19 protein-coding genes are annotated in these 20,252 nt (G+C 70.9%); 13 read left to right on the forward strand and 6 right to left on the reverse strand.

Annotation, left to right across the window (positions count from 1 at the left end; translation table 11 throughout):
- A complete protein-coding gene (locus tag ACQPZ4_RS01175) occupies nt 1–924 on the reverse strand; it encodes an alpha/beta fold hydrolase (RefSeq protein ID WP_433054775.1) in 924 nt (307 codons plus the stop codon).
- A gap of 62 nt (nt 925–986) precedes the next feature.
- On the opposite strand from ACQPZ4_RS01175, the gene ACQPZ4_RS01180 reads away from it, so the two are divergent.
- From ACQPZ4_RS01180 to ACQPZ4_RS01190, 3 genes are all read left to right on the forward strand, one after another.
- Complete coding sequence (locus tag ACQPZ4_RS01180) at nt 987–2,069, forward strand: C45 family autoproteolytic acyltransferase/hydolase (protein WP_433054778.1); 1,083 nt, start codon at nt 987–989, stop codon at nt 2,067–2,069.
- 259 nt (nt 2,070–2,328) lie between these two features.
- Entirely contained in the window at nt 2,329–4,284 is a 1,956-nt protein-coding gene (locus tag ACQPZ4_RS01185) for a DUF1800 domain-containing protein (RefSeq protein WP_433054781.1), read from the forward strand.
- Nucleotides 4,285–4,294: 10 nt separating this feature from the next.
- Entirely contained in the window at nt 4,295–5,674 is a 1,380-nt protein-coding gene (locus ACQPZ4_RS01190) for a DUF1501 domain-containing protein (protein ID WP_433054784.1), read from the forward strand.
- Between the two features lie 52 nt (nt 5,675–5,726).
- Here ACQPZ4_RS01190 and ACQPZ4_RS01195 read toward each other — a convergent pair whose 3' ends face one another.
- Together ACQPZ4_RS01195 and acs are read right to left on the reverse strand one after the other, a co-directional pair.
- Nucleotides 5,727–6,200, reverse strand: coding sequence for a hypothetical protein (locus ACQPZ4_RS01195; RefSeq protein WP_433054787.1), 474 nt, complete (start codon nt 6,198–6,200; stop codon nt 5,727–5,729).
- A 443-nt stretch (nt 6,201–6,643) separates the two neighbouring features.
- On the reverse strand, nt 6,644–8,608 hold the full coding sequence (acs, locus tag ACQPZ4_RS01200; RefSeq protein WP_433054790.1) for an acetate--CoA ligase: 1,965 nt from the start codon (nt 8,606–8,608) through the stop codon (nt 6,644–6,646).
- Nucleotides 8,609–8,727: 119 nt separating this feature from the next.
- Between acs and ACQPZ4_RS01205 the strand changes: the two genes are divergently transcribed.
- Nucleotides 8,728–9,465, forward strand: a complete 738-nt coding sequence (locus tag ACQPZ4_RS01205) for an oxidoreductase (RefSeq protein WP_433054793.1) — start codon at nt 8,728–8,730, stop codon at nt 9,463–9,465.
- A 23-nt stretch (nt 9,466–9,488) separates the two neighbouring features.
- Here the strand turns inward: ACQPZ4_RS01205 and ACQPZ4_RS01210 are convergent, their stop codons facing one another.
- Nucleotides 9,489–9,773: a hypothetical protein gene (locus ACQPZ4_RS01210; protein ID WP_433054796.1), complete on the reverse strand. Its 285-nt coding sequence runs from the start codon at nt 9,771–9,773 to the stop codon at nt 9,489–9,491.
- Between the two features lie 367 nt (nt 9,774–10,140).
- On the reverse strand, nt 10,141–10,998 hold the full coding sequence (locus ACQPZ4_RS01215; protein WP_433054799.1) for an HAD family hydrolase: 858 nt from the start codon (nt 10,996–10,998) through the stop codon (nt 10,141–10,143).
- A gap of 666 nt (nt 10,999–11,664) precedes the next feature.
- Here ACQPZ4_RS01215 and ssd point away from each other — a divergent pair.
- The 7 genes from ssd to ACQPZ4_RS01250 all read left to right on the forward strand — a co-directional run bounded on the left by ssd (nt 11,665) and on the right by ACQPZ4_RS01250 (nt 16,915).
- Nucleotides 11,665–12,735 carry a septum site-determining protein Ssd gene (gene ssd / locus ACQPZ4_RS01220; protein ID WP_433054802.1) on the forward strand — a complete coding sequence of 357 codons (1,071 nt, stop codon included), beginning with the start codon at nt 11,665–11,667 and terminating at the stop codon, nt 12,733–12,735.
- The gene (locus tag ACQPZ4_RS01225; protein WP_433054805.1) at nt 12,732–13,904 is read left to right on the forward strand and encodes a TadA family conjugal transfer-associated ATPase; all 1,173 of its coding nucleotides are present in this window, start codon (nt 12,732–12,734) and stop codon (nt 13,902–13,904) included. Before ssd ends, ACQPZ4_RS01225 begins: the two co-directional genes overlap by 4 nt.
- 185 nt (nt 13,905–14,089) lie before the next feature.
- Nucleotides 14,090–14,692, forward strand: coding sequence for a type II secretion system F family protein (locus ACQPZ4_RS01230; protein ID WP_433054808.1), 603 nt, complete (start codon nt 14,090–14,092; stop codon nt 14,690–14,692).
- 244 nt (nt 14,693–14,936) lie between these two features.
- A complete protein-coding gene (locus ACQPZ4_RS01235) occupies nt 14,937–15,542 on the forward strand; it encodes a type II secretion system F family protein (protein ID WP_433054812.1) in 606 nt (201 codons plus the stop codon).
- A 42-nt stretch (nt 15,543–15,584) separates the two neighbouring features.
- Nucleotides 15,585–15,764, forward strand: a complete 180-nt coding sequence (locus tag ACQPZ4_RS01240) for a hypothetical protein (protein ID WP_433054815.1) — start codon at nt 15,585–15,587, stop codon at nt 15,762–15,764.
- 192 nt (nt 15,765–15,956) lie between these two features.
- On the forward strand, nt 15,957–16,241 hold the full coding sequence (locus tag ACQPZ4_RS01245; protein WP_433054818.1) for a TadE family type IV pilus minor pilin: 285 nt from the start codon (nt 15,957–15,959) through the stop codon (nt 16,239–16,241).
- A 119-nt stretch (nt 16,242–16,360) separates the two neighbouring features.
- Nucleotides 16,361–16,915 carry an Rv3654c family TadE-like protein gene (locus ACQPZ4_RS01250; RefSeq protein ID WP_433066131.1) on the forward strand — a complete coding sequence of 185 codons (555 nt, stop codon included), beginning with the start codon at nt 16,361–16,363 and terminating at the stop codon, nt 16,913–16,915.
- Nucleotides 16,916–17,025: 110 nt separating this feature from the next.
- Here the strand turns inward: ACQPZ4_RS01250 and ACQPZ4_RS01255 are convergent, their stop codons facing one another.
- A complete protein-coding gene (locus tag ACQPZ4_RS01255; RefSeq protein WP_433066134.1) occupies nt 17,026–19,284 on the reverse strand; it encodes a DEAD/DEAH box helicase in 2,259 nt (752 codons plus the stop codon).
- A 96-nt stretch (nt 19,285–19,380) separates the two neighbouring features.
- Between ACQPZ4_RS01255 and ACQPZ4_RS01260 the strand changes: the two genes are divergently transcribed.
- Complete coding sequence (locus ACQPZ4_RS01260) at nt 19,381–19,743, forward strand: STAS domain-containing protein (RefSeq protein ID WP_433054821.1); 363 nt, start codon at nt 19,381–19,383, stop codon at nt 19,741–19,743.
- A 4-nt stretch (nt 19,744–19,747) separates the two neighbouring features.
- Nucleotides 19,748–20,224, forward strand: coding sequence for an ATP-binding protein (locus ACQPZ4_RS01265; RefSeq protein WP_433054824.1), 477 nt, complete (start codon nt 19,748–19,750; stop codon nt 20,222–20,224).
- The last annotated feature ends 28 nt before the right edge of the window (nt 20,225–20,252 follow it).

Consider the following 20,252-nt stretch of genomic DNA (forward strand, 5'->3'; position numbering starts at 1 on the left):
TCAGCCGGCCTTGGCCCAGCGGATGATCTCGCCGGTGACGAGCTCGGGCTGCTCGACGTGCGGGAAGTGGGCGGCGTTGGGCAGGAGCCGCCACTCGTACTCGGCGAGCACGTAGCGCCCGGAGCCCTGGGCGGTGCGGGGCAGGACGGCCGGGTCGAGCGCGCCGTGCAGCTGCAGCGTGGGTGCGGTGATCGGCTGCTGCAGAAGCTTGACGAATCGGTACCCCTGCAGCCGCAACGCCGACCGCACGGCCCAGCGGTACGTCTCCAGCGCGCAGAACGCCGCCTGCGGGATCTGCATCGCGGCGCGCAGGCAGGCCTCGTACTCGCGGTACGACTCCCGGGACGTCCATTCGGGCGAACCCCAGCGGCGCAGGTAGTCGCCGACCAGGGCGGCGTCGTGGCGGGTCAGGATGTGCTCGAAGCGCGGCACCTGGAAGCGCAGCACGGGCTTGGCCGCGGCCAGCTGGCCCCGCGGGTCGGTGGCGAGCCCGGCGCGCAGCCGCAGCGGGTGGGCGGCGCTGAGGACGACCAGGCGGCGGACCATCTTGGGGTGGAAGGCGGCGGTGGCCCAGCCGATCATGCCGCCGTACCCCGCGCCGACCAGGATCGCGCTGCGCTCGCCGAGGGCGCGGATGAGCCCGGCCACGTCGCCGGCCATCGTGTAGCCGTCGTACCCGCGGGGCGGCTTGTCGGAGGCGCCGTACCCGCGCAGGTCCACGGCGACGGCCCGGAAGCCCGCGTCGGCGAGCGCGGGGAGCTGGTTGTGCCAGGCGTACCAGAACTCGGGGAACCCGTGCAGGAACAGCACCAGCGGGCCGGTGCCGGCCTCCACCACGTGGAATCGGTTGCCGTTGGCGCTGACGAATCGGTGCGACCACGGTCCGTCCATCATGACGCACGTGTCGTCTACCGCGGGGTTCATGTCGCTCAGCGTAGGACCTTCTCGGTCGAAATCACGTAAGGCGACCGGCTAGCGTTCTTCACATGCCGCCTCCGCTGCCATTGATCACCGCCAAAGGAACTCCGCGTAAGTGCGGCACTACGTACGGTTCCGTAGCGGCCTCGGCAATTGCGGCAAACGTCGCGAACTACATGACCCGGTTCGCTGCCGCCGGTATTGACGCCCAGCAGGTCCACGGTTACGGAGCGTTGTTCCGCGCCGCCTCCCATCAGCACGCCCCGCGGGTGGCGGAAATGCTGGACGGGGTCGCCGAGGGCGCCCGCGCGAACGTCGACGAGATCTACGCCCTCAACGGCCGCACCGAGCTGATCTACAGCGCGGCCGGCGAGTGCACCGCGATCGCCGTGCTGGGCGAGCGCAGTGCGGGCGGCCACACCCTGCTCGCGCAGAACTGGGACTGGCATCCGGACCAGCGGCCGTACGCGCTGCTGCTCGACACCACCGACGAGCGCGGCCGCCGGGTCGTGGCCCTCACCGAGGCCGGCATGCTCGCCAAGGCCGGGCTCAACGACGCGGGACTCGGCGTGTGCGTGAACATGCTCGGCAGCACCAAGGACCGGCGCGACGGCGGCGTGCCGTACCACGTGCTGCTGCGCTCCGCGCTCGAGTCCGCGCACCTCGGCGAGGCGCTCGCGGCCGTGTGCTCGGTGCCGCGCGGGGCGAGCATCAACCTGCTCATGGGCCAGGCCTATCCCGCCGGTACGCCCGGCGAGGCGATCGACGTCGAGCTGGCCCCGGACGACGTCGGGTTCCTGCATCCGGTCGACGGGGTGATTACGCACGCCAATCACTTCGAGACCGCGCTGGCCCGGCACGACACCTTGAAGTACATCGGAAGCTCCTCGTTCTTCCGCTCTTCCCGCGCGCGCCGGCTGCTCGGCACCGGGCCGGTCGAGGAGGAGGGGATCCGCGCGGTGTTGCGCGATCACGGCGGGTTTCCGCAGGCGATCTGCCGCCACGACGAGCCCGGCGGGGCCGACGCGGACCGCACCGAGACGCTGTTCTCGCTGGTGCTCGACCTCGACGAGCGGCGTATGTCGATCGCCCACGGTCCGGCGTGCCGCGGGGTGGAGTACCACCACATTCGTCTGGGCGAATCGGCCTGAATCGGACAGCCTTGGCATTTACAACGGGACCTTAAATGTACCTGTGTAAACCGTTCCTTAAGTGGGCCGTTGTTTCATGTGTTTCAGCAGCTCAGCGGCCTTTGTGACGGCGTTGTCACTACGCCGGTGACCTTGGGTCACGGAGATTGTCTTAAGTCCTGGTCAGCGCGCTTCAAGCGTCGGTTGTACGGCTTCTGAGCAGCAACTACCTTCCGATCGACAAATAAGCGCGCCCCATTCGTCTGATCGGGACCGGTAGATGAACGAGCGTTACGACCCGTATTCCGACTCGTACTACGAGTCCGGGTACGAGGACCAGACCGGCCGCCAGGACCGCCGCGGCTACCGTGATCCCCGCGTGCCTGCTGACCGCGGTGGCTCCGGTCCGCACTTCTACGACCCGAACGCGCGCGGCGGTGGCCGTGACGTGCTGCCGGACATCGACGATGACGACGAGTACGACGACGAGCCCTCGAAGTGGCGCCGCCGTACCGCCATGGTCGCGATCGGCGGTGGCGCGGCCGCGCTGATCGGCGGCGGCGCCTACGCGGTGACCCAGTTCTTCGGCAAGGGCGGCGGCCACGGTGCCGACCCGGTCGCGGCCGAGCCGCCGATCGACAACACCGTCCCGGCGTACGTGGACCAGAACCAGAGCCTCATGAACGGCGAGGCCGGCCTGGGCGTCCGCAAGAACACGCCGACCACCGGCTCGTCGTTCGGCACCCCGGCCGACGCCGCCAAGAACGCGCAGGTCAAGGCCAACACGGTGCTGCCGAAGAAGGACCCGGTGCGGCACCTGGCCAGCCGGCTCACGTTCGGCCCCAACGCCAAGGTCATCAGCGACATCAACAAGCAGGGGATCAACGGCTGGATCGACAAGCAGATGAAGCCGGAGACGATCCCGCTCACGCGCGGCGAGCAGAAGGCCGACGCCGAGCTCGTCACCTACGGGATGTCGTACGACCAGCTCAAGGCCCAGCGCGACGACCTGGACAAGAAGGGCATCCACGCGGATGACCAGAACGTCCGGTACACGATCGCCAAGCAGATCTTCTCCGACCGCCAGCTCTTCGAGATGATGGTCGACTTCTTCAACGACTACCTGCACGTCGCCGCGTTCCACGACAACAACGAGCTGACCCGCGCCTCGTTCGACCGCGACGTGATCCGCAAGTACGCGCTGGGCAACTACGTCGACATGTTCGTCGCGGCGAACAAGCACCCGTCGCTGCTGATCTACCTCGACCAGCAGCAGTCGACCAAGGACCAGATCAACGAGAACCTGGCCCGCGAGAACCTCGAGCTGTACACCGTAGGAGCCTTCAACGGGTACACCGAGACCGACGTGCGTCAGGCCGCCATGCTGCAGACCGGGCGGAGCGTGCGGGACAACCAGTACGTGTACCGGCCGGAGCAGCACTACGTCGGGCCCGTGAAGATCATGGGCTTCTCGCACCCGAACGGCGACGCGGCCGGGGGCGAGGCGGTGCAGGAGGCCTACTTCCGGTACATCGCGCTGCACCCGAACACCGCCCGCTACATGGCGCAGAACCTCGCCACGCGGTTCGTGTCCGACACCCCGCCGAAGACGCTCGTCGACGCCATGGCCAAGACCTACGTCGACAAGAAGAGCAACATCCCGGCGGTACTGATGACGATGCTCTCCCGCACCGAGTTCTGGGAGTCCGTCGGGCAGAAGGTGCGCCGGCCGGGCGAGTACCTGGCCGCGACCTACCGCGCGCTGGACATCGGCGCCGACGCCCCGGCCACGTTCACGTCGAGCAACACCAACATGAGCCCGATGGTCCAGGGCCTCGGGGACATCATGCGCAAGCTCGAGGAGTTCGGCCACGCGCCGATGGAGCTGCCGACGCCGAACGGGTACGCCGACGTCTACGTCGCCTGGACCTCGGCCGGCACCATGGTCAACCAGTGGAACGACGCGTACACCGCGATCACCGGCGGCCGTCGCCAGTTCACGTGGACCAAGCCCGAGGCGATCATCGCGAACCCTCCGGCCACCGCGGGGGCCTACCTCGACGCGCTCACCAAGAAGCTGATCAACGTCACGCTCGACAACGACCGCAAGACCGCGATCCTGCACATCGTCAATCCGACGATGACCGCATCGACCCCCGTTGACGCCACCTTCAACGGCGGCATCGCGGCGGTCGTGCGCGCGATCTTCGCCACTCCCCACCACCACCTCCGGTAGGCGGCACACCATGGAGAAGCCAGTGCGGAACAACTCGCTCCACCCGGAGGTCCCGGACCTGCTGCGGCTCGGCCCCAACCGCTTCGAGTCCGCGCTTCGGGCCGAGGCCGAGGTGGTCAAGGAAGAGCAGAAGAGCGTCCGTCATCGGTACCTCGAGCTGGCCCGCCAGGAGGACCAGCAGGAGGACGGCCGGGGTGTGACCCGCCGCCGGTTCGTGGTCGGCGCCGCGGCCACCACCACGGCCCTGGCGACCAGCCAATTCATCACCACCCAGGCCTCCTTCGCGGCCACCCCGACGGGCACGCTCATCCACGTGTTCCTCTACGGCGGGGCCGACGCGCTGAGCCTGTTCGCGCCGATGAACGACGCCACCCTGAACCGGGTCCGGCCGAGCTTCACGCTGCCGAACACCTCGATCGCCCTCGACCGCGGGTTCGGGCTCAACGAGTCCTTCGCGCCGCTGAAGAAGTACCTGGACGCCGGCCAGCTCGCGTTCATCCCGGCCGTCAGCGACCGCCGGCTCGACCGCAGCCACTTCGCCGCCCAGGACACCTGCCAGCTCGGCGGCCTCCCGGCCGAGACGGGCGGCATGGGCTGGCTGACGAACCTGGCTGACAAACTCGGCCCCGGTACCGCCTTCCGCGCCGTCGGCATCGGCTCGACCCTGCCCCGCTCGCTCGTCGGCGGCGGCGGCGCCCTGGCCCTCAACAGCGTGGCGTCGCTGAACGTCAACGGCGACGGCAAGTTCAAGCAGCCGACCGTCGACGCCATCAAGACCCTCTTCACCGGCATCGACCACCCGATCGCGACCCCGGTCCGCGCCGGCATCGACGCCCTGACGCTGGCCAGCAAGCTCGCGCAGGAGGGCTACACGCCGGCCAACGACGTGAAGTACACCGGCGTCGGCAACGCGTTCAAGGAGCTCGCCCAGCTCATCAAGGGCGGCGCCAACGTCCGCATCGCCACGATCGGCATGGGCGGCTGGGACACCCACGAGAACCAGGGCACCCGCGGCGGCTACCTCGCCCAGCACTTCGGCGAGCTGGCCACCGGCATGGCCGCCTTCTTCGACGACCTCGGCCCGGACCTGTCCTCCAACGTGACCGTCATGGTCTCGAGCGAGTTCGGCCGCCGCGTCGCCGAGAACGGCGGCGGCACCGACCACGGCAAGGGCGGCGGCGTCATCGTGCTGTCCGGCAAGAAGGTGGCGGGCAAGCTGCTCGGCACCTGGAACGGCCTCGACACCCTGACCAATGGCGACGTGCCCGAGTTCAACAACATGTTCTCGGTCTTCGGCTCGGTGGCGCAGGGGCGCTTCGGGCTGACGGACGCCGAGGTCGGGCAGATCTTCCCGCGCCAGACCTACACTCCAGTGAAGATCTACGCGTAGCTCCACCTACGCGTCATAAGGGGCGGCCCCGGCCCGGGGGCCGCCCCATTTTTCATCGCCGGTACGCCAGGACCAGCTCGTCGATGTGGTCGAGCGGCAGGTCCAGCGCCTGGCGGACGCGGAAGCGACCGTTGGCGAGCATGCCGAGCTCCGGGTCGGTGCGCAGGTCGTCGAGGCTCAGGTCGGCGAGCTGCTCGAGGCCTTGGGCGAGGCCGGCGACGAACCAGCGGGCGGCCTGCTGGAGGTGGCCGTGCGCCTCCAGGGCCTCGCCGATGGCGTTGAACACGTCGAGGTCCTCCGGGCGCAGGCGCCGGGCGGCGGTGATCTGCGCGAACGCCTCGTCGGCGCGCCCCCGGTCGAACAGGAACGCGGCGTAGCCGGCCTGGGGGCGGCCTGGTTCGGCCTCGTCGATATCCAGCGCTTCCCGGAATGCGCGCTCGGCCAGTTCGTACTCGCCGACCATGGCGTAGTACTCGCCGGCCTCGCACAGGTTCTCGGCCCGTTGCGCGCACTGGTGCCCGGGCATGGACGAGCGTGAGCGCGTCGGCGTGCGCGCGCCGCTCGACGCTGTCCTGCGGCAGGAAGTCGCCGTCGCCGGGACGGAGTTGCCGGCGGTCGCTGTGTCTGCGGGCCACGCCGCCACCCTAGCGGCGCCGATGCCGTGCCCCGGCACCGAGACGTCGGCACGGCGGCGGACATTCCGTGGCTCAGGGCGGGCCGACCGACGCGGGCCTGAGCCGCGTCGCACCGGCCGCGTCGCACCGCAACCCGGCCCGCCCATGCAGGGCCCCGCTCGCGGGGCAGATCAAAGCGGCTCGGGCCGCGCGACCTCGCGTGGCGGTGCTGCCCGCGTCTTTGCGTGGTGCGTAGCGGTGCTCTGTGTCCCGCGTTGGGGGTCAATGGCGGGCCGATCGGCCCGTTGCTGGGCGCCCGGGGCAAGCGTGGGCGCCCAGCAGGGCGGTGGTGTCGTCAGTCCTCGGACTTGCTCGACTGCATGCCGGACGAGATCAGGTCCATCACGGTCGAGTCCTGGAGGGTGGTGACGTCGCCGAGGCTGCGGTTCTCGGCCACGTCGCGCAGGAGGCGGCGCATGATTTTGCCGGAGCGGGTCTTCGGGAGCTCCGGGACGAGCATGATCTGGCGGGGCTTGGCGATCGGGCCGAGGGTCTTGGCCACGTGGTTGCGCAGCTCCTGGATCAGGGCCTCGCCGGCCTCGCCCTCGGTCTCGACGCCGCCGCGCGGGATGGTGAATGCGACGATCGCCTGGCCGGTGGTCGGGTCGGTGGCGCCGACGACCGCGGCCTCGGCGACCTTGGGGTGGCTGACCAGGGCCGACTCGACCTCGGTGGTGGAGATGTTGTGGCCCGAGACGAGCATGACGTCGTCGACGCGGCCCAGCAGCCACAGGTCGCCGTCGGCGTCCTTCTTGGCGCCGTCGCCGGCGAAGTACATGCCCTCGAAGCGGGACCAGTAGGTCTCCTTGAAGCGGTTGTCGTCGCCCCAGATCGTGCGGAGCATCGACGGCCACGGCTCGCGCAGGACGAGGTAGCCGCCACCGCCGTTGGGGACCGACTTGCCCTGGTCGTCGACCACGTCGGCGGTGATGCCGGGCAGCGGGCGCATCGCCGAGCCGGGCTTGGCCGCCGTGACGCCGGGCAGCGGGGAGATCATGATGGCGCCGGTCTCGGTCTGCCACCACGTGTCCACGACGGGCGTGGTGCCGCCGCCGATGTTCTCGCGGTACCACATCCAGGCCTCGGGGTTGATCGGCTCACCGACCGAGCCCAGCAGGCGCAGCGACGACAGGTCGAACTGCTTGGGGATGTCGTCGCCCCACTTCATGAACGTGCGGATCGCGGTGGGCGCGGTGTAGAGCAGCGTCACCTTGTACTTCTGGACGATCTCCCAGAACCGCCCGCGGTGCGGGGTGTCGGGGGTCCCCTCGTACATGACCTGCGTGGCGCCGTTGGACAGCGGTCCGTACACGATGTAGCTGTGCCCGGTCACCCAGCCGATGTCGGCCGTGCACCAGTAGACGTCGCTGTCCGGCTTGAGGTCGAACACGGCGTGGTGGGTGAAGCTGGCCTGGGTCAGGTATCCGCCGCTGGTGTGCAGGATGCCCTTCGGCTTGGCCGTCGTCCCCGAGGTGTAGAGGATGAACAGCGGGTGCTCGGCGTCGAAGGCCTGCGGAGCGTGCTCGGCCGAGGCGGTCTCCACCGTCTCGTGCCACCACAGGTCGCGCTCGTCGTTCCAGTCGACGTCCTGCCCGGTGCGGCGCACCACGAGCACCTTCTCGATGCTGGGCGTGCGGACGACCGCCTCGTCGACGATGCTCTTGAGGCCGCTGGGCTTGCCGCGGCGGAAGCCGCCGTCGGCGGTGATGACGATCTTCGCGCTGGCGTCGTCGATCCGGCCGCTCAGCGAGTCGGCCGAGAAGCCGCCGAAGACGACCGAGTGCGCGGCGCCGATGCGGGCGCAGGCGAGCATCGCGACCGCGGCCTCGGGGATCATGGGCAGGTAGATCGCGACCCGGTCGCCGGCGACGACGCCCAGGTCGGTGAGCGCGTTGGCGGCCTGGCAGACCGAGCGGTGCAGGTCGGCGTACGTGATGGTGCGGGTGTCGCCCGGCTCACCCTCGAAGTGGATGGCGACCTTGTCCCCGCGGCCGGCCTCGATGTGCCGGTCGAGGCAGTTGTAGGCCACGTTGAGCTGCCCGCCGATGAACCATTTCGCGAACGGCGGGTTGGACCAGTCAAGCACCTGGTCCCACTCCTTGGCCCAGCTCAGCCGGTGCGCCTGCTGCTCCCAGAACGCGAGGCGGTCCGCCCGGGCCTCGGCATAGGCGCCTTCGGTGAGGTTGGCGGCGGCGGCGAACTCGGCAGGGGGCGGGAACTGCCGTGTCTCGTTGAGAAGGTTTTCCAAGGTCTCGCTCATCGGTGATGGCTCCTCGATGTGGTCCAGCTCTCGGTCTGAGGCTAGTTGGGGGGTGTGACAGAAAACAGGCGCCCGTTCTCTAAACTTTGTTCACAGTAGCGGCACGATACCGTCAACGGGTGCCAACGGACCCGCTCGCGCCGCTGCTGGATCTTGCCGACGTCCGCCCCGCGCTGGACGGGGCCCGCGCGGCGGTCGACGCCGCCATGCGCCACCGGACCCTGCGCCGCTCCGGCGGTCCGGTCGCGGCCGAGATCGCCCTGCGCACCTCGGTCGCCAGCGCCGCGCTCGACACGCACGGCTTCGACCTGGAGGGCGTTCGGGCGGGAGTGGTCACCGATCCCGTCGTACAAGGGGCCCTGCGTGTCACGGCGGCGCTGGACGGGCTGACGGGCACGTGGGCCAAGGCGCCCCGGCAGGTGCTGGCCAAGCTGCACACGCTCGCGGCGCGCGACGTCGTGCCCGCCGAGGAGCTGGGCCGTCCCGTGGATCCTTCCGTGGTACCGCGGCTGGATGCCCTGTCCGCGCTCCTCGCCGGCGGGACGAGCGCTCCGGTGCTGTTGCAGGCGGCCGTGGTACACGGGGAATTGCTGGCGCTGAAGGCCTTTGCCGGACCGAACGGGGTCGTGGCCCGGGCCGCGGCGCGGTTGACCCTGATCGCGGGCGGGCTGGACCCGCGCGGACTGCTGGCGATGGACGTCGGGCACCGCAGCCGCGAGCCCGAGTACGTCGGGTCCTCGAACGCGTTTGCCACCGGTACACAAGACGGCCTTCGCTCTTGGCTTCGGCACTTCGCCACGGCGACCGAGCGCGCCGCGGAGGAGCTGGTCGAGGTCTGCGAGAAGGCCGCGGAGTAGGGGGTCTCCGCGGCCGTCCCGAATCAGGCCTTGCGCGCGCGGGCGGCCTTGACCACGTTGATGATCAGGATGATCGGCACGATGAACACGTACCAGATCACGTAGACCGTCTCCGGCTGGCCGATGAGCAGGTACAGACCGTACGCGATGAAGGCCACGCCGATCACGACGTTCAGCACGCGCTGGCCGGTCGACTTGAGACCGAAGCCGACGGCGCCGATCGCGATGGCGATCAGGCCACTGACGCAGAGCAGACCGATGTAGGCCAGCTCCTGGCCCGCGCTGATCTCACCAAGGGCAGCGTTCATTGGGTGTTGCCTCCGGGGGATGGAAATGGGGGTATGGCTGCGACAGCGTAGAGCGCAGCACCAAATCCGTCTGCCCCGTTATAACGGTGAGCGACGAGGGTGGCCCCCCGGAAACAGTGGACGGCGCCTCGATGAGGGAGGCGCCGTCACACACGTCCGACCGGGTTACCAGGCGTGCACCTCAAGTCCGTTGGCAGCGGTCCTCGCGGATCCGCTGTAACGCGCCTACCGCGGCTGATCGCTCGTGGGTGCCCGGCGGCCGTGCACGGGGTCGAGCCGGCCGTAGCCTGTCTGACCTCGCTCTTTCTTTCTACGCCGCCCTCACCACGATCGGAACCCCCCGTCCCGAAGATGTGACTGGTGTGGTTCAGGTGGCGGTTGCGGCCGCCAGTTGGGCGCGGCGGGCCTTGCGGTGTTTGCTGTAGAGGGCGATTCCGATCGCCACCACGGCGCCCAGTCCCAGCGCGGCCGCGGCCACCGGGACGGCCGGGCGGTCGCGCAGGCGCTTGCTCAGCGGGATCGGGTGGCGGAACTCCAGCATCGGCCAGCCGCGCTCGACGGCGACCCGGCGCAGCCCGCGGTCCGGGTTGACCGCCGTTGGGTGCCCGACCAGGCTCAGCAGCCCGGCGTCGGTCACCGAGTCGGAGTACGCGTAGCAGTTGGCCAGGTCGTAGTCCCGCTCGGCGGCGAGCTCCTTGACCGCGACGACCTTGTTCGGCCCGGCCGCGTAGAAGTCGATCTCGCCGGTGTAGCAGCCGTCGTCGCCGACGTTCATGCGCGTGGCGATGATGTCGGTGATGCCGAGCTGCTCGCCGATAGGTCGGACCATCTCGTCGCCGGAGGTCGACACGAGCACGACATCGCGGCCGGCCGCGCGATGTTCCTCGATCAGCAGCGCGGCCTCGGCGTAGATATACGGGTTGATCAGCTCGTCGAGCGTTTCCCGCACGATCTGGCGAACCTGCTCGGCGCGCCAGCCTTTCACCAGGGCGGCCAGATAGTCCCTGGTGCGGGCCATGGTCTGCTCGTCCGAGCCGCCGCCGACGCGGAAAATCAGTTGTGCGTAGGCGCCTTTGATGACATCGCGGCGGCTGATCAGCCCATCGCGATAGAACGGTCGACCGAAGGCCAAGGCACTCGACTTGGCGATCACCGTTTTGTCCAGATCGAAAAACGCGGCGCTACGCCCCACGGCGGGCAAGTGTAGCGTTGCGGGGCGGTCCATGGCGCCCGGACTTGACCAAAGCCAGTCCAAAGCCCGACTGGATCACGCTCGGCTCTTAGGTGATCACGTCTGAGTTACCCCAGAGTGAAATATTGATTGGCGTCCTGGGCGTGTTGCGGGCACGTCCTACTCGACGTATGTGGGTCGACTCAGGCATGCTTATGTTTGCGACGAGGTTTCACGTCGACATGGCGGAGACCCGTTATTGACCCTCGGCGGTTGCACCCCCCGTAACCGCTGAGTGGGTTCGGCTCGACCCCCCCGGAGCCGAACCCCCGGCGACCCCCGTCACCCCCCGGCGGGGGTCGTCCCCTTCCCGGCTCATTCGCGCGCAGTCGCATCCGAGCAGGTTGCCGGATTTCAGCCACATGGCCTTTTGGATGGTGGCTGCGGACTTTCGTCGCTATGCGCGGTGGTTAGCCAGCATTGACGCCGAGTGCTTTGTTGAGCGTTCACGGTTTCGACTTTTTATTCGGTACGGCAACGAGCCTACGCCCGTCCTGGCCCGTTTTGTCGGGGTTTACATAGCAGATCCACTTGGGCCGTGGGAGTTGTCCACAAGCGGCCGGTTATCCACAGATCATGGACCGGTCGCGAGCGGGCGACGGCCCGATGGGGCCAGGGTGAGCGCAGTCAGTCGAACCGCTCACGACCGTGGAGCCCTCCGTGCACCGACCATTGCTTGTCTCCGACGATCCCGCGCTGACCGATCACGTCGTCGACCTCGCCGCCCGGCACGCACTCGAGCTCGACGTGGCGCCCGGCCCCGACGACGCCCGCCGCCGATATCCCTCCGCGCCGCTCGTGCTCATCGGCGACGGGGCCGTGCCGGCGTGGATCCGGGCCGGGCTGCCCGAGCGGTCCGGGGTGATGCTGCTGAGCCGCGGTCATGGGATGGATCGGCTCACCGGCCTCGCCGAGGAGGTGGGGGCCGAGCGGATCGTGCAGTTGCCGGCCGGCGTGGAGTACCTCGTGCACGAACTCCGCCGCGTCAGCACCCGCACCGTGGTCGCCACCGACGTGCGCGGCCGCATCCTCGCCTGCATCGGCGGCCGGGGCGGCGCCGGTGCCACGGTCCTGGCCGCGGGACTCGCGCGCACGGCCGGGCGCGCGGGGCTGAGCGCGCTGCTCGTCGACGCCGACCCGCTCGGGGGAGGGGCCGACCTCGCCCTCGGCTGGGAGAAGCTCAAGGGCCTGCGCTGGCCCGCGCTCGCGGTCGCCGATCCCGACCTGGACGCCGGGGCGCTGTTCGACGCCCTGCCCAGCCGCGACGGCGTCGCCCTGCTCTCGTGCGGGCGCGACCCGGACGCGGTCGACGGCCTGTCGCCCGCCGCGATGGCCGGTGCCCTCGGAGCCGGCGCCCGCGCCCGCGACCTGGTGGTGGCCGACCTGCCCCGGCGGCTCGACGACGCCGCGACGCTCGCGCTGCGGGCGGCGGATCTGGTGCTGCTGGTGGTACCGGCGGAGATGCGCGCCTGCATGGCGGCCACCCGGGTCGCGGCGACGCTGCACCCGCACACCGACGCCGTGAAGCTCGTCGTGCGAGACCCCGGCCGGGTCCCGTCCGCGCAGATCGGCAAGGTGCTGCGGCTGCCGGTGGCCGGCGACCTGTACTCCGACCGCACCCTGCCCCACCGCGTCGAGAGCGGCGACGGGCCGCCGCCGACGGGCCGCGGCTCGCTCGTCCAGGTCTGCCGCAGCATCCTCGGCGACGTCGGGCTCGGAGCGGCGGCATGATGGAACTCACGGAGCGCGTACGCGCCCGATTGGCCACGAACGGCGTCGGCGCTTCGCCGGACCGGGTGCTGGTCAACGACCTCGCGCTGCGCCAGATGGCGATCCGTCTCTCCGGCGAGGTGAACGGCACCGGCCCGCTGGCCACCCTGCTGGCCGACCCGAGCGTCACCGACGTGCTGGTCAACGGGGGCGGCGAGGTCTGGGTCGAACGGGAGAAGGGCGGCCTGCGCCGGGTCCCGGGCCGGCTCGGCGACGAGGCGTACGTGCGCAAGCTCGCCCAGCAACTCGCCTCCAACGCCGGCCGCCGCCTCGACGACGCGAGCCCGTTCGTGGACGTGCGCCTGCCCGACGGGACGCGCATGCATGCCGTGCTGCCGCCGGTCGCGCTGGGCGGGCCGTACCTGTCGCTGCGCACGTTCCGGCGGCGCGCGTTCACCATCGAGCAGCTGGTCCGCTGCGGCACCTTCGATCCCGGCGCGGCGAAGCTGCTCCGCGCGGTGGTGGAGGCGCGGCTGCCGTATCTGGTGACGGGGGGTACCGGCAGCGGCAAGACGACGGTGCTCGCCGCGCTGCTGTCCACGGTCCCGGTCGCCGAGCGGGTCGTGATCGTGGAGGACGCCGCGGAGCTCCGCCCGGCCCACCCGCACGTGGTCGGCCTGCAGGCCCGCGTCCCCAACGTCGAGGGCGCCGGCGAGGTGACCCTGCGCGACCTGGTGCGCCAGGCCCTGCGCATGCGCCCCGACCGCCTCGTCATCGGCGAGTGCCGCGGCGCGGAGATCGTCGACCTCCTCGGCGCGCTGAACACCGGCCACGAGGGCGGCGCGGCGACCCTGCACGCCAACTCGCCCGCCGACGTGCCGGCCCGGCTGGAGGCGCTGGGGCTCCTCGGCGGCGTACCGCGGGCCGCCCTGCACGCCATGCTCGTCTCCGCCCTGCGCATCGTCGTCCACCTGCAGCGCTCCGGCAGCGGGTGTCGCGAACTGACCGAGATCTGCGTGCTGGCGCCCCACGTGGACCGCCGGACCGCAGTGGTGCTCACCGCCTGGCGCCGTGGCTCGGGCGCGGGCCCGGCCCTCACCGACCTCGCCGAGATGCTGGCCGCGCGCGGCGTCGACCCGCCGAAAGTGGGCGGCAACTGGACGTTCACGCCGGAAGAGGGCTGGCGATGAGTGCTCTGGATCTCGCTCTTCTCGCCGGTGTACTGCTAGTGGCTGGCTGGCTTTTTTACTGGCTTCGCGCCCGCCGGCCATCGGCACGGCTCGCCCGGGTCGCGCGGGAGTTGCACGCACCGCGGCCCGCCCGTCGCCGGTTGGAGCTCGTGCTGTTGCGGCGCCCGGTTCTGGCGTGCGCGGCGTTGGTCTCTTTGGTGGCGGGCGGGGCGCTCCCGGTCCTCGGGCCGGTCGCGGCGGTGGTCCTTCCGGTGTACGGCCTGCTGGCCCTCCTCTCGTTGCGCCGCCACCTGGTCCGGCGCGACGCCGACCGGCTCGTCGCGGGGCTGCTGGACGCGGTGGACGCGACGGCGGAGGGCCTGCGAGCGGGCGCTCTGCCGGACGGCACAACGGTCCCGCTCCACGGCGGCGGGGTTGGGGAACGCTGGGCGGGCGCGGCGGTGGAGGTGGCGCGGGGGCGTCTCCTGGCGGCGTACCGGCTGAGCGAGCACCTCGGCGTCCCGCTGGTCGACCTGCTCGAACGGGTGGAGGCCGACCTGCGCGCGGGCCAGGCCTTGCGCGCGGAGATGGCGGCGCAGCTGGCGGGGGCGCAGACGTCGACGGCGGTGCTGCTCCCGCTCCCGCTGCTCGGCTTGTGGGTGGGCTCGGCGATGGGCACCGATCCGGCCGCGTTGCTGCTGCACACGCGGTTGGGCGCGGCGTGCGCACTGACGGCGGTCGCGATGCAGTGCCTGGGCCTGCTGTGGACGTCCCGCATGGTCCACGCCGCAACGGCCGAGGCGCGCTGATGGCGAGCTGGGTCTGCGCGGCTGGTGACGTCGGGTGTGCCTCGGGCGACCCGGATGCAGATGGCGATGGCGGAGGTGTGCTGATGGGCGGCTGGGTCTATTGGCAGCTGCCAATCGGGTCGCGGTTTGCGCTTTCGGTTGGTGGCTGGGTTGGGCGGCCGCCGGCCGGGGTGGCGGGCGGGCTGGCCGTCGGGCTGATCGTTCGGGGCCGGATGGTCTGCGGGGCGACGGCGGAGGTGCGGCGGTGAAGGGGTGGCGCCGGTGGGCGGCCGCGTCGCTGGCCGGGGTCGGGATTGCGCTCGCCGTCGGAGGTGTCGCCGGCGTCCTGATCGGGCTCGGCGTGGCAGCCGGGTGCGTGGTGCTGTTCGGGCGCCTCGAGCCGGCCCACGTGCGGCGGGAGCGGGCTACGGCGCGGTCGGACCTGCCGTTCGCGGCGGATCTGCTTGCCGCTGCGCTTCGGGCTGGGGCGCCGCCCGACCGGGCTGCGCTGGCCGTCGGCGAGGTGCTCGGCGGGCCGGTCGGGGAGCGGCTGGTGCGGGCCGGGCGGGCGCTGCGGCTGGGGGCGACGCCCGAGATCGCTTGGGGGCACCTGGGCGACCTGCCGGGCGGGGCGCGGTTTGCCCGGGCCGCCACACGCAGCGCCGAGCATGGGCTGGCCCTGACCCGGACGCTCGATCGGCAGGCGTCCGACCTTCGAGCGGCTCGTGCGGCGGCAGCCGCGGCGGCGGTACGGCGGGTCGGGGTGCTGGCCATCGTGCCGGTCGCCGTGTGCTTTCTGCCCGCGTTCGTGCTGGCCGGGGTAGTGCCGGTGCTGGTCGCGGTGGTCCATGACGTGTTCGCCGTCCTGTGAGGAGCCGACTGTGAACCGACTTTGCGAAGGGGAGACCTATCCATGATCAACACGAGGGCGTGGTTCCTGGCGTTGGTGCGGCAGGACAAGGGGGCGTTGTCGATCGAGTACGCGGCGCTGGTCGTGATCGGGCTTGTGTTCGTCGGGGTGCTGCTGGCGCTGGCCCGGTCGGAGGGCATGCGGAACTACCTGGCCGGACTGCTGATGCAACAGGTGGCGTGAGCACCGCGAGAACGACGACCACGAGGAGAAGGAGACGTCATGAGTTCAGCAAATGCAGGGGATGGCATGGGCATCGCGATTGGGCGGGCCGTGGTGCCGGTGCCCGTTGATCGGAGAAGCGCACAGCACCGTCGGGAGAGACCTCGGGCGCCCGGGGAGCGGGGGTCGGCGGCGCTGGAGGTGGCGTGTGCGGTGCCGGTGATTCTGCTGTTTCTGGTCTCCGGGATTGCCATGCTGGCCGCGATGACCGCCAAAATGTCGGCCGTCGACAGTGCCGGCGCCGCGGTCAGGGCGGTGGCGCGGGGTGAGCCGGTGCCGGACCTGCGGGAAGGTACCGAGCTGATCGGCGTCGAACACGACGGGGATCTGGTCCGCGTGACCGTGCGGCGGCAGGTGCCTACGCCGATCTTCGAGGGGTTCTACGTCGAGGAGACGGCGGTGGCCATGGCTGAGCCGTCCGCTGCCGGCGGGCCGTGATTCGGGGTGCGCGGGTCCGGGGGCCGGTCAACCGGGGTGCGCGCCATCAGCGACCAGCGCCGAAGTCGACGAGGCGTCCTCGGGGACCGGTTGCTTGCGAACCCATGAGGCGCTTCCTGATGCGACCACGTCCGCGCGAATCCAGAGAGGCTCGTGAGCGGGGGTCGGCTGGGCTGATCTGTCTTGCTGTTGGGCTGGCCTTGGCGGCGCTCGCGGTTGGGATTTCGACCGGGGGCGGGGTCGTGGTGGCGGCGCATCGGGCTCGGAATGCGGCGGACGCCAGTGCGTTGGCCGGGGCCCTCACCGTGTCGGGGGGATCGGCCGTGGCCTGTGCGGCGGCGGAGCGGCTGGCCGGGGAGAACCACGGGCGGCTCATGGCCTGCGTGGTGAGCGGGCCGATCGTGACGGTGACGGTGGAGGTGTGGACGCGGTCCGGACTCAAGGCCCGAGCCAGCGCCCGAGCGGGACCTGTGGACAGTGTCCGCGGCGGGCCCGAGGAAGAGGAAGCAGCCAGGGTCGAGAAAGCAGCCGGGCCCACGAAAGAGGACGAGAACCAAGCCGGGCCGGAGGAAGCAGCCGGCACGGGAGAGGGAGTCGCGCCAGAGGTGGGAGCGGACCCGTGGGTCGTGCCGCGCAGGAGTGCGCCCGGCGGCGCGAGGGAGGAACCGCAATGAAAGCCATAGCGAAGGCCATGAGGAGGGCAACAAGGAGGGCGATGGGCAAACGTTGACGGCGGCGCGAGACGGGGCTCGGTGCAACGGCCAGGAGCCGGGTCCCGATCGCGTCAGGTGATGTGGCGCAGGACCAAGGTGAGGAGGCGGGCGGCTTCCGGTTTGTTCAGCGGGTTGTTGCCGTTGCCGCACTTCGGGGACTGCACGCACGACGGGCAGCCGTGTTCGCAGCGGCAGGAACGAATCGCGTCGCGGGTTGCGGTCAGCCATTGAGGCGCGGTGTGGAAGGCGCGTTCTGCGAAGCCGGCGCCGCCGGGGTGGCCGTCGTACACGAAGATGGTGGGCAGGCCCGTGTCCGCGTGCGCCGCCGTCGACAGGCCGCCGATGTCCCAGCGGTCGCAGGTGGCCATCAGGGGCAGCAGGCCGATTGCCGCGTGCTCCGCCGCGTGCAGGGCGCCCGGCCACTCCAGGTCGGGAATGCCCAAGTCGTCCAATGCGTCGGGATCGATGGTCCACCACACGGCCACCGTGCGCAGGACGCGCTCCGGGAGGTCCAGCGGCACCGTGTCGATGACCTCGCCTGACATGAGTTTGCGGCGTTGGTAGCTCACCACCTGGTTCGTGACCTCCACCTCGCCCAAGGACAGCGTGATGGGGCCCGTGACCCGGGACTCGCGGGTGGAGAGGATCACCATGGACGTGACGTCGCGGGGGTGGGTGCTCCAGTCCGGGTCCTCGGCGTGGACCAGGGCGCAGTTGTCGGCCAGGTCCAGTTTGTCGACCACGTACGTGGCGCCGCGGTGGAGGTACACCGCGCCGTCGTGGACCTGCTGGTGGGCCGAGCCCGTGTCGACCGTGCCCAGCAAGCGGCCCGTTGACGACTCGACCACGGCGATCGGGCCGCCGCCCGCGCCGCGGAGGTCCACGTCGGGGCGGTCGCGTTCGGTCCAGTACCAGCCTGCGGGGCGCTTTCGCAGCATTCCGGCCGCCACCAACGCGTCCAGCACGTCCCGGGTGGTCGGGCCGAAGAGGTCGACGTCCGCCTCAGTGAGCGGGAGGTCCGCCGCGGCGCAGCAGAGTTGGGGGGCCAGGACGTGGGGGTTTGCCGGATCGAAGACCGTCGCCTCCACCGGGCGGCCGAAGAGCGCCTCCGGGTGGTGGACCAGGTAGGTGTCCAGCGGGTCGTCGCGGGCTATCAACGTACAAGAGGCGGCTCTTCCTGCTCTTCCGGCGCGGCCCGCCTGCTGCCACAGGGAGGCCAGCGTGCCCGGGTAGCCGCACATGAGGACCGCGTCCAGGCCGGTGAGGTCGACGCCCAGCTCCAGGGCGTTGGTCGAGGCCAGGCCCAGGAGGCGGCCGTCCATGAGGTCGCGTTCCAGGGCCCTTCGGTCCTCGCGCAGGTAGCCGGCGCGGTAGGCCGCCACCCGGGTGCCCAGGCCCGGTACCGCGAGGTCCAGGTTGTGGCGGGCCATCGTCGCGACCAGCTCGGCGCCCTTGCGGGAGCGGACGAACGCCAAGGTGGGCACGCCCTGCGCCACCGAGTTGGCCAGGAGGGTGGCCGTCTCGCTCAGGGAGGAGCGGCGGGGGCCGTCGTCGGTGAGTAGCGGGGGCTCCCACAGTTTGAAGGTGATCTCGCCGCTTGGCGAAAAACTTTCGGCGAACACCTCGAAGGGCAGGCCGGTCAGCTTCAGGGCCGAGCCGCCGGGGTCGCCCGAGGTGGCTGAGGCCAGGACGAAGGTGGGGGTGCTGCGGTAGCGGGCGGCTACGCGGCGCAGGCGGCGCAGGACGTGGGCGACGTGGGAGCCGAAGACGCCGCGGTACGCGTGGGACTCGTCGACGACCACGTAGGACAGGCCGCGCAGGAACCTCGACCAGGCGCCGTGGCCGGGGAGGATGCCGAAGTGGAGCATGTCGGGGTTGGTCAGGACCACCCTCGCGTGCTGGCGGACCCAGTCGCGCTCCTCCCGGGAGGTGTCGCCGTCGTACGTGGCCGGGTAGAGGCTTGGCAGGCCGAGCTCGTGGAGGGAGCGGAGCTGGTCGGCGGCCAGAGCCTTGGTCGGCGCGATGTAGAGCACAGTGGCCCTTGGATCGGCGCGCAGGCGGGAGAGGGCCGGCAGCTGGTACGCCAGCGACTTGCCCGAGCCGGTGCCGGTCGCGATCGCGGTGTGGGTGCCCTCCCAGGCCGCGGTGGCCGCCTCGGCCTGGTGGCGCCAGGGGGCGAAGCCGAAGGCCGACCGGACGTCCTCGGGCACCCAGTCGGGCCACGGGACCGTCGTTCCGGCGCGGCTGGGGAGCGTCTCGGTGTGGAGGAGCACGTCCAGCACTCTAAAACACCTGTTCGAAGTGGAAATCACGGTACACGCCGGGCGGATGTGGGAAAGGGGGTGGAGCGTCGCCTGGCGGGGGCGTCGATGGTTAGATGCCCGTGGAGGGCTCGCACATTTCGGCCGCCAGAGGAGGAGGTCCGCATGGAGCTGTCGTTGTCGACGTACGACTCCGGCGACCACAAGGTGCTCGAGGTCGGCGGTGAGGTGGACGTCTACACCGCCCCCCGCCTGCGCGAGAAGCTCGTGGAGCTCGTGGAGCAGGGCGCCCGGCACGTGGTGGTCGACCTGAGCCGGGTGGAGTTTCTCGACTCGACGGGGCTCGGCGTGCTCGTGGGTGCGCTGAAGCGGCTTCGCGCGGTCAACGGGACGTTCGGGCTGGTCTGCGCGCATGAGCGGCTGCTGAAGATCTTCCGGATCACGGCCCTCGATCGGGTGTTCCAGTTGTTCGACACTGTGCCCGACGCGATCGCCGCGACCGGCGCGGGCAACGACTCCCCGGCGTAGGTCCATGCCGACGGTACGACTCTCCTTCTCACCCGCACCGGCGCATGTCCGGACCGCCCGCCTGGTCGGCGTGGCCGTCGCGCGGCGCGCCGGCGTGGCCGAGGAGCTGCTCGAGGAGGTCCGGCTGGCGATCGGCGAGGCGTGCTCGCGGGCCGTCGCGCTGCACCGCTCGCACGGGCTCGACGACCTGGTCGACGTGGCGATGGCCGACGGCGACCGGTTCACCGTGCGGGTCGTGGACCGGGCCGCCAACGGCGCCATGGTGCACCGCGCCCCGTCGGACGACGCCGTCGTGCTGCTCTCCGATCCCGCTCTGCCGCTGACCACCCCGCCGGACCTGCTGGCGGAGGAGGCGGTCGCGGCGCGGATGGGGCTGGCCCTGCTGGCCGGTCTCGTGGACGACCTCAACGTGTCCGAATTATCCGACGGAGTCGGGACCGAGGTCCGGATGTCCTGGCCACTGGAGCGGTCCAGCGACTGACCGCGTGACTAAATCGACAGAATGCGAT

The organism is Dactylosporangium sp. CS-033363 (assembly GCF_050942475.1).
Taxonomy (GTDB): domain Bacteria; phylum Actinomycetota; class Actinomycetes; order Mycobacteriales; family Micromonosporaceae; genus Dactylosporangium.